The organism is Rhodococcus sp. 06-1474-1B (assembly GCF_002258885.1).
In the GTDB taxonomy this organism is placed as follows: domain Bacteria; phylum Actinomycetota; class Actinomycetes; order Mycobacteriales; family Mycobacteriaceae; genus Rhodococcoides; species Rhodococcoides fascians.
In genome coordinates this window covers 112,550-126,075 of record NZ_NOYR01000028.1, presented here as the reverse complement: position 1 = coordinate 126,075, position 13,526 = coordinate 112,550, and the positions used below count along the sequence as shown (strand labels likewise).

19 protein-coding genes are annotated in these 13,526 nt (G+C 64.3%); 4 read left to right on the top strand and 15 right to left on the bottom strand.

Translation table 11 applies throughout. The features are described 5' to 3' along the window. Positions 1–71: 71 nt before the first annotated feature. The 4 genes from CH266_RS17540 to rplN are packed head-to-tail and all read right to left on the bottom strand — an operon-like array spanning position 72 to position 1,522. The gene (locus CH266_RS17540; protein WP_008718273.1) at positions 72–257 is read right to left on the bottom strand and encodes a type Z 30S ribosomal protein S14; all 186 of its coding nucleotides are present in this window, start codon (positions 255–257) and stop codon (positions 72–74) included. Between the two features lie 4 nt (positions 258–261). Next, the gene (gene rplE / locus CH266_RS17535; protein WP_008718275.1) at positions 262–834 is read right to left on the bottom strand and encodes a 50S ribosomal protein L5; all 573 of its coding nucleotides are present in this window, start codon (positions 832–834) and stop codon (positions 262–264) included. Position 835: 1 nt separating this feature from the next. Beyond that, complete coding sequence (gene rplX, locus CH266_RS17530; RefSeq protein WP_008718278.1) at positions 836–1,153, bottom strand: 50S ribosomal protein L24; 318 nt, start codon at positions 1,151–1,153, stop codon at positions 836–838. Beyond that, on the bottom strand, positions 1,154–1,522 hold the full coding sequence (gene rplN, locus CH266_RS17525) for a 50S ribosomal protein L14 (protein WP_027496320.1): 369 nt from the start codon (positions 1,520–1,522) through the stop codon (positions 1,154–1,156). A gap of 234 nt (positions 1,523–1,756) precedes the next feature. On the opposite strand from rplN, the gene CH266_RS17520 reads away from it, so the two are divergent. From CH266_RS17520 to CH266_RS17505, 4 genes are read left to right on the top strand one after another with little or no spacing between them, the layout of a single operon-like run. Further along, positions 1,757–2,794, top strand: a complete 1,038-nt coding sequence (locus CH266_RS17520; RefSeq protein ID WP_094715838.1) for an endonuclease domain-containing protein — start codon at positions 1,757–1,759, stop codon at positions 2,792–2,794. Continuing rightward, complete coding sequence (locus tag CH266_RS17515) at positions 2,791–3,444, top strand: hypothetical protein (RefSeq protein ID WP_032365634.1); 654 nt, start codon at positions 2,791–2,793, stop codon at positions 3,442–3,444. The genes CH266_RS17520 and CH266_RS17515 overlap by 4 nt, the downstream gene beginning before the upstream one ends. Before the next feature lie 17 nt (positions 3,445–3,461). Further along, positions 3,462–6,581: a helicase HerA domain-containing protein gene (locus CH266_RS17510; RefSeq protein ID WP_094715858.1), complete on the top strand. Its 3,120-nt coding sequence runs from the start codon at positions 3,462–3,464 to the stop codon at positions 6,579–6,581. Between the two features lie 32 nt (positions 6,582–6,613). Next, the gene (locus CH266_RS17505) at positions 6,614–7,939 is read left to right on the top strand and encodes an AIM24 family protein (RefSeq protein ID WP_094715837.1); all 1,326 of its coding nucleotides are present in this window, start codon (positions 6,614–6,616) and stop codon (positions 7,937–7,939) included. A 65-nt stretch (positions 7,940–8,004) separates the two neighbouring features. Here CH266_RS17505 and rpsQ read toward each other — a convergent pair whose 3' ends face one another. Genes rpsQ through rpsJ form a run of 11 tightly spaced genes read right to left on the bottom strand, consistent with a single transcriptional unit; the run spans position 8,005 to position 13,305 of the window. Beyond that, entirely contained in the window at positions 8,005–8,283 is a 279-nt protein-coding gene (gene rpsQ, locus CH266_RS17500; RefSeq protein ID WP_027496315.1) for a 30S ribosomal protein S17, read from the bottom strand. Further along, positions 8,280–8,525 (bottom strand): 50S ribosomal protein L29, encoded by a 246-nt coding sequence (gene rpmC / locus CH266_RS17495; RefSeq protein WP_027496314.1) that lies wholly within the window; start codon positions 8,523–8,525, stop codon positions 8,280–8,282. The genes rpsQ and rpmC overlap by 4 nt, the downstream gene beginning before the upstream one ends. After that, positions 8,525–8,941: a 50S ribosomal protein L16 gene (gene rplP, locus CH266_RS17490; RefSeq protein WP_027496313.1), complete on the bottom strand. Its 417-nt coding sequence runs from the start codon at positions 8,939–8,941 to the stop codon at positions 8,525–8,527. Before rplP ends, rpmC begins: the two co-directional genes overlap by 1 nt. A 3-nt stretch (positions 8,942–8,944) precedes the next feature. Then, complete coding sequence (gene rpsC / locus CH266_RS17485) at positions 8,945–9,754, bottom strand: 30S ribosomal protein S3 (protein WP_027496312.1); 810 nt, start codon at positions 9,752–9,754, stop codon at positions 8,945–8,947. Continuing rightward, positions 9,754–10,176, bottom strand: coding sequence for a 50S ribosomal protein L22 (gene rplV / locus CH266_RS17480; RefSeq protein WP_027496311.1), 423 nt, complete (start codon positions 10,174–10,176; stop codon positions 9,754–9,756). Before rplV ends, rpsC begins: the two co-directional genes overlap by 1 nt. Continuing rightward, complete coding sequence (gene rpsS, locus CH266_RS17475; protein WP_008718309.1) at positions 10,173–10,454, bottom strand: 30S ribosomal protein S19; 282 nt, start codon at positions 10,452–10,454, stop codon at positions 10,173–10,175. Before rpsS ends, rplV begins: the two co-directional genes overlap by 4 nt. A gap of 13 nt (positions 10,455–10,467) precedes the next feature. Beyond that, a complete protein-coding gene (gene rplB, locus CH266_RS17470; RefSeq protein WP_008718311.1) occupies positions 10,468–11,304 on the bottom strand; it encodes a 50S ribosomal protein L2 in 837 nt (278 codons plus the stop codon). Between the two features lie 39 nt (positions 11,305–11,343). Next, on the bottom strand, positions 11,344–11,649 hold the full coding sequence (rplW, locus tag CH266_RS17465; protein ID WP_027496310.1) for a 50S ribosomal protein L23: 306 nt from the start codon (positions 11,647–11,649) through the stop codon (positions 11,344–11,346). Beyond that, positions 11,646–12,323 (bottom strand): 50S ribosomal protein L4, encoded by a 678-nt coding sequence (rplD, locus tag CH266_RS17460; protein WP_008718317.1) that lies wholly within the window; start codon positions 12,321–12,323, stop codon positions 11,646–11,648. The genes rplW and rplD overlap by 4 nt, the downstream gene beginning before the upstream one ends. After that, positions 12,320–12,985, bottom strand: a complete 666-nt coding sequence (gene rplC / locus CH266_RS17455) for a 50S ribosomal protein L3 (protein ID WP_027496309.1) — start codon at positions 12,983–12,985, stop codon at positions 12,320–12,322. The genes rplD and rplC overlap by 4 nt, the downstream gene beginning before the upstream one ends. Positions 12,986–12,999: 14 nt before the next feature. Next, the gene (rpsJ, locus tag CH266_RS17450) at positions 13,000–13,305 is read right to left on the bottom strand and encodes a 30S ribosomal protein S10 (protein WP_003938093.1); all 306 of its coding nucleotides are present in this window, start codon (positions 13,303–13,305) and stop codon (positions 13,000–13,002) included. Positions 13,306–13,526 lie beyond the last annotated feature (221 nt).

Here is a 13,526-nt window from a genome sequence, read left to right as displayed (position 1 = left end):
CAAAATGGGCGTGGGTTCCTTTCGGAACCCACGCCCATCAGCGTGGTGTGGTGAAGCCCGGAGGCCTCAGATCACCAGGAGCTCTTGCGAACTCCGGGAAGCTCTCCGGCGTGTGCCATCTCGCGCACGCAGATACGGCAGAGGCCGAACTTGCGGAACACGGAATGGGGACGGCCGCAGCGGTTGCAGCGAGTGTATGCACGCACCGCGAACTTCGGCTTCTTGTTGGCCTTGTTGACCAATGCCTTCTTCGCCATGGACTCAGTTCTCCTTGAACGGGAAGCCGAGGTGCTTGAGCAGCGCGCGGCCTTCTTCGTTGTTGGTTGCGGTGGTTACTACGGTGATGTCCATGCCGCGCGGACGGTCGATCTTGTCCACGTCGATCTCGTGGAACATCGACTGCTCGTTGAGGCCGAACGTGTAGTTTCCGTTGCCGTCGAACTGCGTGCCCGAGAGGCCGCGGAAGTCCCTGATTCGGGGAAGGGCAATGGAGACCAGACGGTCGAGGAACTCCCACATGCGGTCGCCACGGAGGGTGACGCGTGCGCCGATGGGCATTCCTTCGCGCAGCTTGAACTGTGCGATGGACTTGCGCGCCTTGCGGATCTCCGGCTTCTGGCCGGTGATGGCAGCGAGGTCTGCAACTGCGCCGTTGATCAGCTTGGCGTCACGGGCGGCGTCGCCGACACCCATGTTGACGACGACCTTGACGATGCCGGGGATCTGCATGACGTTCTCGTATGCAAACTCGGTGTTCAGGGCGTCTTTGATCTCGGCGCGGTAGCGCGCCTTGAGGCGGGGCTGTTCGCCCGCGATGTTCTCGGTGGTAGTCATCTCAGATGTCCTTCCCGTTCTTGCGGGAAACACGAACGCGCTTGCCGGATTCTTCGTCGGTCCGGTAGCCCACGCGAGTGGGGTTTCCGTCCGAGTCGACAACTGCGACGTTCGATACGTGGATCGGGGCTTCCTGAGTGACGATGCCACCCGAGGATGCGCCGCGCTGGTTGGCAGAGACCGCGGTGTGCTTCTTGATGCGGTTCACGCCTTCGACCAGAACCTTGGAGTCAGCGGGGTAGGCCTGAATGACCTTGCCCTTGGCACCCTTGTCCTTGCCTGCGATCACGAGAACGGTGTCGCCCTTGTGCACCTTCATTTACAGCACCTCCGGGGCGAGCGAGACGATCTTCATGAACTTTTTCTCACGCAGCTCGCGGCCGACCGGGCCGAAGATGCGGGTTCCACGGGGGTCGTGGTCCGGCTTGATCAGCACCGCAGCGTTCTCGTCGAAACGGATGTACGAGCCATCCGGACGGCGACGCTCCTTGACGGTGCGGACGATGACGGCCTTGACGACCTCACCCTTCTTGATGTTTCCACCGGGAATGGCGTCTTTCACCGTAGCTACGATGATGTCGCCGATTCCGGCGTAGCGACGTGACGAACCACCGAGAACGCGGATGCAAAGGATTTCCTTCGCGCCCGTGTTATCAGCGACGCGTACTCGCGACTCCTGCTGAATCACTAACTTCTCCTTGACCTGGATGTACGTACGTGCCGGATTTCCGTCCCGACACGCGCGGTCGGCTGCCGAGAGCGGGCGCACGAAGACACACCGCTGCCACAGGCAACCGGTCAAGTGTAGGGGAACGCCGATGCCAGAGCCAAATCGCCGTCACGGAGACGTGCTCGCCCCTACGTGTCGGACCTTGTCGGTACGGTTCGGAGATGGGGCAACAGGGGTGGGCGGGGAGCAGCTGTGACCGGGAACGGTGAGACCGCAGGCTGGTGGTCGAGTCTTCCCGCAGATCGAGTGACTCGACTTCGCGGGGCGTCCGAACGCGAGCTCGCCGAATCCGCGAACCCGCTCCCCGCCGATGCACCTGCGATCGTCTTCTTCACTGTCGACGAGTCGGCATCTCATCGTTCGGCAGACCTGGTCGAGATGGTGGTCACGTCGCTGGAGACCGCAGCGGTCGACTCGACCGCGCTGTGGCTCCCCGAGTTCGAGCACAACGCAGGGACCTCCACGTTGGAGCGGCGTGCCGCTCGCACGTCCGCCGTTCGCCTGGCTGCCGACTCGGCACACTTCGGCCCCTACATAGCGGCTCTGGCCGAGTCGGCCTCCTCGGGGCGGCCGATACGCCGGCCGGTGTTCACCGTCGAGACCCGCGCGGCAGGTTCGGCGCGAGCTCTCGCGGCAGCTCACGGCCGCGACGTTGTCGCTCTCGTGCTGGTCGTACCCGACGCCGTGGACGCCGACTTCGTGTCGACCGCAGCGGAATGGCTGTGTGCTCACGCACGGGCGGGCGTGTGGCTCACCGGCGGTGGGTCGTCGAGGATGGACAGATTCCCGTCCGTGTCGGTGCGCGCACCCGAAGTGCCTGCCGGCGTCAGCACTGTCCTCGATCGCTTCCGGCCGTTGAGCTATCCGCCGATCGCCGGACACCCACACCCGGCGAGCGATCCGGAGAAGCGCCTGTACAGAGCGCTGGACCAGCACGAATGGGCCACCGGTCGAGAGCACAATCGCTCGATTCGGCTCGGCGAACTCAGCCGTCCGTTCACAGTCGACGTACTGTGGCGCACCGAGAGAGTCATCGTGGAAATCGACGGCGACGAGCACCGTGCCGCCCAGCGCTTCGCCGAGGACCGCGTGCGCGACAACCAGCTGCAGACACACGGGTACATGGTGTTGCGGTTCACCAACGCTCAGGTGATCGACGACCCGCACCGCGCTGTGGCTACCATCCGCGAGGCAGTATCGAGAAGACGATCGAAGGGGGATCCTCGATGAGTACCGAAGACCTGAACGGCACCGAAGCAGCAGTACTGCTCGTTCTGATGGCCGAAGCGAGTCCGGTGAAGAACAGCGTCCTCAAGGGACTCGGCCCCGAACTACCTAAGGCTTCCCGCGACAAACTGAAGAATGCGGGATTGATCGAGGTCGATTCTTCGGTGCGCCCGATGACCCTGGAGCTGACCGACAAAGGGTGGCGCACCTGCGGTGAGCTCATGGGCGGTGAACCACCGGCTCGGTCGACAGGCGCAGGCAAGGCCATGTTCACCGTGTTGGCAGGGTTACGTCGCTGGCTGGATCGCACCGACAGCCGTCCGGCCGATGTGTTCTCGCCCCGCGGGGACGAGACCGCCCCCCTCGACAGCTCCGAGAAGGCCGACAAGACCGTCGACATCGAGGCCTCGATTCGCACCGCGTACGCGTCGCTCGCACGTGAACCCGGTAGCACCGTTCGGCTGTCTCGCTTGCGAAACGAGTTGCGAGACATACCTCGTGCCGATCTCGACGATGCACTCGCACGGCTGCGCCGCGCCGCGGACGTCTCGCTGATACCCGAGGAAAACCAGAAGACGCTGACCGACGAGGAACGCGCTGCGGCCGTCGTCGTCGGTAATCAGCAGAACCACCTTCTCTCGATCGAATCATGATGGGCGTGAACTCCACGATGACGGACAACGAGCAGATCCGGGCTCTGGAATCGGTACGACTGAGCTGGGCCCCGACCCCCGACGACGTGTGGCGTTCGCAGTCCAACGTGCACGTTCCCGGTATGCACGAGCGGGTGTTCCTCGAGGTGATGAACGCCTACGACGACGCGGAGACGTCGGATGACGCCAGTCCGCTCGGAGTCGTCGTACGCGGGCCTGCCGGATCCGGCAAGACGCATCTGCTGGGGCAGGTGCGCGAGGAGGTGCAGCAGAAGGGCGGGTACTTCTTCCTGATCAGGCTGCTCGACGCCGCGGGCTTCTGGCGGTCGACTCTCATGGGGATGCTCGACGACCTGATGCGGCCCTCCGGCCAAGGATCCGACAGCCAACTCGCACTTCTGCTGCGTCGCTTGTGCACGATCGGCGACATTCCCGACGAACAACGCGCAAAGATCATGGGCGAGAACATGATCGACGCCGAGACGCTCAACGACTTCGTCACCGCCGTATACAAGGTTCACCCCCGACATCGGCGCACCTCGCAGCACACTCTGCGCGCCTTGGTGCTGTCCATCGCCCCCGATTCGGCCGTCCAGGATCTCGGTGACGCATACCTGCAGTCGATCGACGACGTCGATGCCGAAGAATTCTCGCCCTGGGGTATCCGCCGGGCCGAGCTCGGTCACCAAGGCATTGCCGAGAACATCTCACGGCTGCTGGCCATCACCGGTCCGACAATTCTTGCGATAGACCAGATCGACACGTTGGTCGCGCAATCCCGAACGGGATCGGATCAGGAGTTCGCCGACGCACAGGAAGACAAGGTCGTCGAGCAACTGGCGCACGGTCTGATGTCGCTGCGCGAAACGCTTCCTCGCACCGCGTCGGTACTCTCGGCTCTGTCGAGCGCGTGGGAGTTGATCGCTGCCCGCGGCGTGGCACCGATGCGCGACCGCTTCCGAGTGACGCAGCCTCTCAAGCCGATTCCGTCGTCCGACATCGGACGCCTGTTACTGGGACGACGTCTGGCGGCGTGCTTTCTCGAGGCCGGCTTCACCCCGCCGCATCCGACGTGGCCGGTGGCACCCGACGCATTCGAGCAGGCCCCGGACTTCACTCCGCGGCAGCTGCTGATCGCGGTCGACCGTCACATCAGGCACTGCCTCGACACCGGCGTCGCGTCGGAGTTGGAGAGTTTCACGGACAAGTCCGGGCCCGCGGATGCGCAGGACCTCCCCAAAGCACGGGTCGACGAACTCGACATACTCGACGATCGCTACGCAGAACTGCGCAAACAGGTCGACGTCTCCATTCCGCTGAAGCCCGACAGTGAGGACTCGATCGTCCCCGCACTCCTGTCTGCGGGCCTGACCGCGTGGATACACGAGCATCAGTCCTCGGACGACAGCCTTGCCCAGGACCCACCTCCGAGCGGCAAGCCTGCCCTGCATGCCAGGCTGCGACATACCGTCGACACCGATACGGACGACGAGGAGCACTGGTGCTTCCGCGCGGTCACCTCCGGCAACGCCAGGGCCGCGTTGGCCCGTGTGGAGCGTGCAGTGACCACGGCCGGCCTCAGGGCAGACATGCCGAAACGGCGACTGATCCTCATCAGAAACGACCCGTGGCCCAATGGCGCGAAGACCGAGCAGACCGTCGCCGCTCTGCGACGTGCCGGCGGCATTGTCGTTCCGTTCGGCGACGAGGACCGCAGGGCCTTGGCGGCTCTGTCGGTCCTGCTCGCCGAGAACTCCCCCGCACTCACGTCGTGGTTGCTCGCACGCAAGCCCGCACACGAGGTCGAACTGTTCTCCTCCGTGTTGCCTGCAGTCAGCGTCGTCGACGACGACACCGCATTGATCGAACCCGAGAACACCGTCGCGGCCGAACCGATTGCGAGCCGCCGGCCGTCGATCGTCGCCGGGTCGGAAGTGAGCACCGGTGCGGACGTCGCAATCCAACTCGAGGCGCTCCGTAAGCACACAGCGATCTTCGCGGGTTCCGGATCAGGGAAGACGGTACTGATTCGCCGACTGGTGGAAGAATGTGCGCTGCAAGGTGTTTCGGCGATCGTGTTGGACGTCAACAACGACCTGGCTCGCCTCGGCACCGCGTGGCCCGAGGACGAACGGACGTGGCCGCCGGGCGACGAGGCCAAGGCGGCGGCGTATCTACGCGACACCGACGTCGTGGTGTGGACGCCCCGCAAGTCGGCGGGCCGACCGCTGAGCTTTCAGCCACTGCCCGATTTCGTCAGCGTTCTCGGTGATGCCGACGAGTTCGATTCCTCCGTCGAATCCGCATTGGCGTCGCTCGAGCCCGCCGCCGGCGTCCTGGGTACTTCCCAGAAGGCGAAACACGGCCGCGCAGTGCTGAAGTCGGCGCTCGATCTCTTCGGTCGACGCCCACAGGGCGGCACGCTGGCGGACTTCATCGACCTGCTCGAAGAATTGCCCGAGGACACCAGCGACCTGCGCGATGCCGTACGGATCGCGCAGGGACTGGCCGAAAATCTGAAGGCTGCCGTGGCCAACGACCCCATGTTCGCAGGGGCGGGCACCCCGGTCGACCCGGCAGTGCTGCTGACTCCGGCCGACGGAAAGAAGGCTCGAGTATCGGTGATCAATCTGGCGGGCCTGACCACCGACGAGCAGAAGCAGAGCTTCGTCAATCAGCTGCAGATGGGCCTGTTCTCCTGGATCAAGAAGAACCCGGCGGGTGACCGGCCGCTCGGCGGACTGTTCGTGATGGACGAGGCGCAGAACTTCGCCCCCTCCGATCGCACGACCGCAGCGACACACAGCACACTTGCGCTGGCGTCGCAGGCGCGTAAGTACGGTCTCGGTCTCGTGTTTGCCACGCAGGCACCGAAGGGGTTGCACAACCGCATCGCCGGAAACGCGTCGACGCAGTTCTACGGACTGCTCAACAGCCCGTCCCAGGTCGAGGCGGCCAAGGAGATGGCCCGCGTCAAAGGCGGCTCGGTACCCGATGTCGGCCGTTTGCCCGCGGGGCAGTTCTACGCTGCCGTCGAGGGCGCAGAGTTCCGGCGAACCGCCACTCCCCTGTGCCTGTCCTACCACCCGAAGAGCCCGCCGACCGAGGAAGAAGTCATCGAACTCGCGCGTTCCTGACAGCACGCGTCGACACTGGCACACTTGATCCGATGAAAAACCTCGCTCGCGGGGAGAACTGCCCCGCTCCGACCGGCCGGCTGACGGTGACACTTGCCGCCTCGACGTCGGTCGACGTGTCCGCGCTGCTGTTGGGGCCGGACGGACGGGTGCGTTCGGACGCGGATCTGGTGTTCTACAACCAACCCGAGGGCGCGGGGCTCGAGTACCAGCGCGGGCCGTCCGGCCATCTCGTCCTGATCGATCCCTCCGCGATTCCAGCCGATATCGAGACCGTTGCCATCGCGGCATCGCTGGACGGTACCGGTCCGGCAACGTTCGCTGCCGCCCGCCCGACATCGGTGACCGTCTCCGACGCGTCGGGCGGTGCGATTGTCGGATTCACCGCCGACGCACTCGGCGACGAGAGTGCTCTCGTCATCCTGGAGTTCTATCGCCGCAACCAGCAATGGAAAATTCGCGCGGTGGGCCAGGGGTACGCCGATGGGTTGGCGGGCCTGGCCACCGCGTTCGGTATCAGCGTCGAGGACGACGATCCGCCCACATCCGAGGCACCGACGGCACCGCCCTCGCACCGAAGCGATGCGATCGTGAATTCACCTGTCCCACAAGGAGTCCTGGCCATGAGAAGTGAACTGTTCGCGCCCGCCCACGCCGAAGTTCCCGGATCGGGGATTCAGAAACAGGGCAGCAAGATGTGCCGGGTCGGCATGAACGGCGAGATCATGGCTCGGGCCGGCTCGATGGTCGCGTACCAGGGCACTCTGCAGTTCGAGGCCAAGGGCTCCGGGGGTATAGGTCGAGCCCTCAAACAAGCCCTGTCCGGCGAAGGCGTCCCCCTGATGAAGGTCACGGGCCAGGGCGACCTGTTCCTCGCCAACGCAGCACAGGACGTTCATCTGATCGATCTCGACGGTACGGACGGGCTCACCATCAACGGGGCCAACGTTCTCGCGTTCGACTCCTCGCTGAGTTACGACATCAAGCGTGTCCAGGGTGCCGCTGCGGGTGGAAACGCGGGGTTCTTCAACTGTGTGTTCACCGGTCGAGGCCGTATCGCCATCACCACCGACGGAGTGCCGGTCGTCCTGAACGTCGACCAGCCGACGTTCGCCGACCCGCAGGCCGCAGTTGCGTGGTCGTCGTCTCTGCAGACGAGAGTGAAGAAGAACGACTCGTTCGGGCTCGGCACGTTGATCGGCCGCTCGACCGGAGAGAGGTTCACGCTGGAATTTTCCGGCCAGGGGTTCGTGGTGGTGCAGCCGTCGGAACAGCCGCCGGGTGGACTGGTCGGCGGTACCGGTGGCGGTGAGCAAGCAGGCGTCGGCGGAGCGCTGGGCGGCTTGCTGGGCAGGTAGGCCGCATGCTTCGGAAAGCACAAATGCCCGCCCCCGGGAAGGGAGCGGGCATTTTTGTGCAGGTACTACTTGGCCTTTTCGAGAACCTCGACCAGTCGCCAGTGCTTCGTGGCGGACAGCGGACGGGTCTCCATGAGCTGAACGCGATCGCCTACGCCGGCGTCGCCCTTCTCGTCATGTGCCTTGACCTTGGTGGTGCGACGAATGATCTTGCTGTAGAGGGGGTGCTTGACCCTGTCCTCGAGCTCGACGACGATCGTCTTCTCCATCTTGTCGGATACGACGTAGCCGATCCGAGTCTTGCGGTTGTTGCGCTCTTCAGTCACAGTCTTTTCCTCGCTCATGCCGCGTCACCTGCAGTGTCCTCGGAAGGACCAGATGCCAAGCCGAGCTCACGCTCGCGCAGGACGGTGTAGATGCGCGCGATCTCGTGACGGACGGTGCGCAGTCGACGGTTGTTGTCCAACTGGCCGGTAGCCATCTGGAAACGAAGGTTGAACAGCTCTTCCTTCGACTCACGCAGCTTGGTGACCAGCTCTTCACCGGTGAGCTCGCGGAGCTCTGCGGCTGGGGTTCCGGTAGCCATCAGAACTGCTCCTCCCTGGTGATGATGCGTGCCTTGATGGGCAGCTTGTGGATGGCGCGAGTCAGTGCCTCACGCGCAATGGTCTCGTCGGGGTACGACAGCTCGAAGAGCACGCGACCCGGCTTGACGTTCGCGATCCACCACTCGGGCGAACCCTTACCGGAACCCATGCGGGTCTCGGCAGGCTTCTTGGTGAGCGGGCGGTCCGGGAAGATGTTGATCCAGACCTTGCCGCCACGCTTGATGTGGCGAGTGATCGCGATACGAGCGGACTCGATCTGACGGTTGGTGATGTAGGCGGGCTCGAGAGCCTGAATGCCGTAGTCACCGAATGTCACCTGAGTTCCGCCCTTGGCGGCACCCGAACGCTTCGGGTGGTGCTGCTTGCGGTGCTTGACCCGGCGGGGGATCAACATGCGTCAGCCCTCCTGAGTGGGCTCGGTCGAGGCCGGAGCCTCGGTTGCGGATGCCGCGCGGCCGGCCTCGGTGCTGGTCGCCGTGGTGCCCGAGGCACCGCTGCGACGCGGACGAGTGGGACGCTCACGACGGGGACGGTCTGCACCGGCGGCCGGAGCCGCAGCGGCAGCGAGTTCACGCCGTCCGCCGACGATGTCGCCCTTGTAGATCCAGACCTTGACGCCGATGCGGCCGAAGGTGGTCTTGGCCTCGTACAGCCCGTAGTCGATGTCGGCACGAAGCGTGTGCAGGGGAACGCGTCCCTCGCGGTAGAACTCCGAGCGAGACATTTCAGCGCCACCGAGACGGCCGGAGCACTGAACACGAATGCCCTTGACGTTCGGCTGACGCATGGCCGACTGGATGGCCTTACGCATCGCGCGACGGAATGCGACGCGGTTGCTGAGCTGCTCGGCAACACCCTGGGCCACGAGCTGAGCTTCGGACTCGGCGTTCTTGACCTCGAGGATGTTGAGCTGAACCTGCTTGCCGGTCAGCTTCTCGAGCGCTCCGCGGATGCGGTCGGCCTCGGCACCACGGCGACCGATGACGATGCCCGGACGTGCCGTGTGGATGTCCACGCGAACACGGTCACGAGTGCGCTCGATCTCGACCTTGGCGATACCCGCGCGCTCCATGCCGGTGGCGAGGAGCTTGCGGATCTCGACGTCTTCCTTGACGTACTCCGAGTACTGCTTGTCTGCGTACCAACGCGACTTCCAGTCAGTGGTGATACCCAAGCGGAAGCCGTGCGGGTTGATTTTCTGACCCACTACTGAGCCCCTTCCTTGGACGCCTGGCCCTTACGACGGTTACGAGACGTTCCGCCGGTCTTGGGCAGGCTTTCGACGATCACCGTGATGTGGCTGGTGCGCTTGCGGATCCGGAATGCCCGGCCCTGAGCACGCGGCTGGAATCGCTTGAGGGTGGTGCCCTCGTCGACGAATGCAGTGGCGACGATCAGCGTGCTGGGATCGAGATCCAGGTTGTTCTCGGCGTTGGCGGCTGCGGACGCGATCACCTTGGCGACCGGCTCGCTCGCTGCCTGCGGCGCGAACTTGAGGATGTTGAGCGCGTCCTCGACGGAGCGCCCACGAACCAGATCCACGACGCGACGTGCCTTCATCGGCGTGACGCGAACGTGCTTCGCTACGGCCTTGGCAGTCGGATTGGCGGTGGGGGTGAAGTTGGTCATCGCCTCTTCGCCTTCCGGTCGTCCTTGATGTGACCCTTGAACGTGCGGGTCGGTGCGAACTCTCCGAGCTTGTGGCCGACCATCGAGTCGGACACGAACACCGGTACGTGCTTGCGACCGTCGTGGACGGCGAAAGTGTGACCGATGAAGTCGGGGAGGATTGTCGATCGACGGGACCAGGTCTTGATGACCTGCTTGGTTCCCTTGTCGTTCTGGACGTCAACCTTCGCGAGGAGGTGATCGTCTACGAACGGGCCTTTCTTCAGGCTGCGTGGCATTCTGAACTCCCTCCTAGCGCTTGTTCTTGCCGGTACGACGACGACGGACGATGAGCTTGTCGCTCGCCTTGTTCTTGCGGGTACGGCCTTCAGGCTGTCCCCAGGGGCTGACCGGGTGGCGTCCACCGGAGGTCTTGCCCTCGCCGCCACCGTGCGGGTGGTCGACCGGGTTCATCACGACACCACGAACGGTCGGGCGCTTGCCCTTCCAGCGCATGCGGCCGGCCTTGCCCCAGTTGATGTTCGACTGCTCGGCATTGCCGACCTCGCCGACGGTTGCGCGGCAGCGCACGTCGACGCGACGGATTTCACCGGACGGCATACGCAGCGTGGCGTAGGGGCCTTCCTTACCGAGGAGCTGGATGCTCGCTCCGGCGGAGCGGGCCATCTTCGCGCCACCACCCGGACGGAGCTCGACCGCGTGAATGGTCGTACCCGTCGGGATGTTGCGCAGGGGCAGGTTGTTGCCGGGCTTGATGTCGGCATTGGCACCCTGCTCGATCGGCGAGCCCTGGGCGATGCCCTTGGGTGCGACGATGTAGCGCTTCTCGCCGTCTGCGAAGTGCAGCAGTGCGATGTTCGCGGTGCGGTTGGGGTCGTACTCGATGTGAGCGACCTTGGCCGGCACGCCGTCCTTGTCGTTGCGACGGAAATCGATGAGACGGTACGCACGCTTGTGACCGCCACCCTTGTGCCGGGTGGTGATACGACCGTGTGCGTTACGTCCACCGCGACCGTGCAGCGGGCGGATCAGCGACTTCTCGGGGGTCGAACGCGTGATCTCAGCGAAGTCGGACACGCTGGAGCCACGACGGCCCGGGGTTGTCGGCTTGTATTTACGGATTGCCATGAGTCTTCTCGTCCTCTATATCCGAAGAGTCCCAGTCGCTTACGCGACCGGACCTCCGAAGATCTCGATGGGCTTGCTGTCGGCGGAGAGCGTTACGAGCGCGCGCTTGGTGTCCTTGCGCTTGCCGTAACCGAACCGGGTCCGCTTACGCTTGCCCTGACGGTTCATCGTGTTGACGCTGGTCACGGTGACGTCGAAGATCTTCTCGACGGCAATCTTGATCTGCGTCTTGTTCGAGTCCGGGTGCACCAGGAACGTGTACGTGCCTTCTTCGATCAGTCCGTAGGACTTCTCGGAGATGACCGGTGCCAGCAAGATGTCGCGGGGATCGGCGATCGTGGTCACTTGCTTGCCTCCTCGTTCTTTGCAGGCCCAGCGATGAAGGTGTTCAACGCTTCCACGCTGAAAACGACATCATCGGCGTTGAGCACGTCGTACGTGTTGAGCTGGTCGGGTGCGATGGGGTGCACGCCGTCCAGGTTCTGAACGCTCTTCCAGGCTGCGATGTCCTCGCGGCCGACGACGAGCAGGACCTTCTTGCGGTCCGAGATCTCGGCGAGGAACGTCTTCGCACCCTTGGTGGACGGAACCTGTCCGGCAACCAATTCGGTGATGACGTGCAGGCGCTCGCTGCGGGCCCGATCGGAGAGGGCTCCGCGCAGTGCGGCGGCCTTCATCTTCTTGGGGGTCCGCTGGCTGTAGTCGCGCGGCTGCGGTCCGTGGACCGTGCCACCGCCGACGAACTGAGGAGCGCGGGTCGAGCCCTGACGGGCGCGGCCGGTGCCCTTCTGCCGGTACGGCTTCTTGCCGCCGCCGCGAACCTCGCCACGAGTCTTCGTGGAGTGGGTTCCCTGACGAGCAGCTGCCAGCTGTGCGATGACGACCTGGTGCAGCAGCGCGATGTTCGCCGGTGCGTCGAAGATCTCCGCGGGGAGATCGACGGTGCCGTTGGTCTTGCCGCCGGCTTCCTTGACATCGAGCGTCAGCTTGGTCTCGGTGTTCTTCTCGAGGCTGGTCATGCCCGTGCACCACCCTTCAATGCAGACTTGACGATCACGACGTTGCCGCGACGGCCCGGGATCGCTCCCTTGATCAGCAGCAGACCGTTCTCGCTGTCCACCTTGTGGACCGAGAGGTTCTGCGTCGTGACGCGGTCGCCACCCATACGTCCGGACATGCGCATTCCCTTGAACACGCGACCCGGCGTTGCACAGCCACCGATGGATCCGGGACGACGGTGCACAGCCTGTGCACCGTGGCTCGCGCCCTGTCCCTTGAAGCCGTGACGCTTCATGGTTCCGGCGAAGCCCTTGCCCTTGCTGGTGCCGGTGACGTCGACGTATGCGCCGTCCTCGAACACTGCAGCCGTGAGCTCCTGGCCGACCTCGAACTGCGAGGCGTCGGCAACGCGAATCTCCACGATGTGGCGACGCGGCGTGACACCTGCCTTCTCGAACTGGCCGGTGGTGGGCTTGTTCACCTTGCGCGGGTCGATCGCACCGAATGCGACCTGGACGGCGCTGTAGCCGTCACGTTCCTGGGTGCGGATCTGGGTGACCACGTTGGGGCCTGCCTTGATCACGGTCACCGGAACGACGCGGTTGTTCTCGTCGAAGACCTGGGTCATTCCGAGCTTGGTGCCCAGAATTCCTGTCGCAGGCCGGTTCTTGTTATCAGTCATCGTTGTCTCCGCGCTCACTGGATGTTGACGTCGACACTGGCCGGGAGGTCGATGCGCATGAGCGCGTCCACCGTCTTCGGTGTCGGGTCGAGGATGTCAATGAGCCGCTTGTGAGTACGCATCTCGAAATGTTCGCGCGAGTCCTTGTACTTGTGCGGCGAACGGATGACGCAGTACACGTTCTTTTCTGTCGGCAACGGCACCGGTCCGACGACGCGGGCACCCGTACGGGTGACCGTTTCGACGATCTTGCGCGCTGACGCGTCGATCGCCTCATGGTCGTAGGCCTTGAGCCTGATGCGGATCTTTTGTCCCGCCACGCTTAGTGTCCTTTTCTTGCCGCTTGGTCGTAGAACGGGCCGTTCGGCCTGCTCCACCTCGTCTGCACAGTCCCCGAGCCGGGGGAATCCCTCCGACTCGAACTGCCTTCGTGCACACACGACAGTGAAAAACGTTGACGACCAGGCGTGACCTGTATCCGTTGCCGCTCTTCATCTGTCATGGTTCTCCGGTCCACGCGGTCGGGCGTGTCGCGATTCCG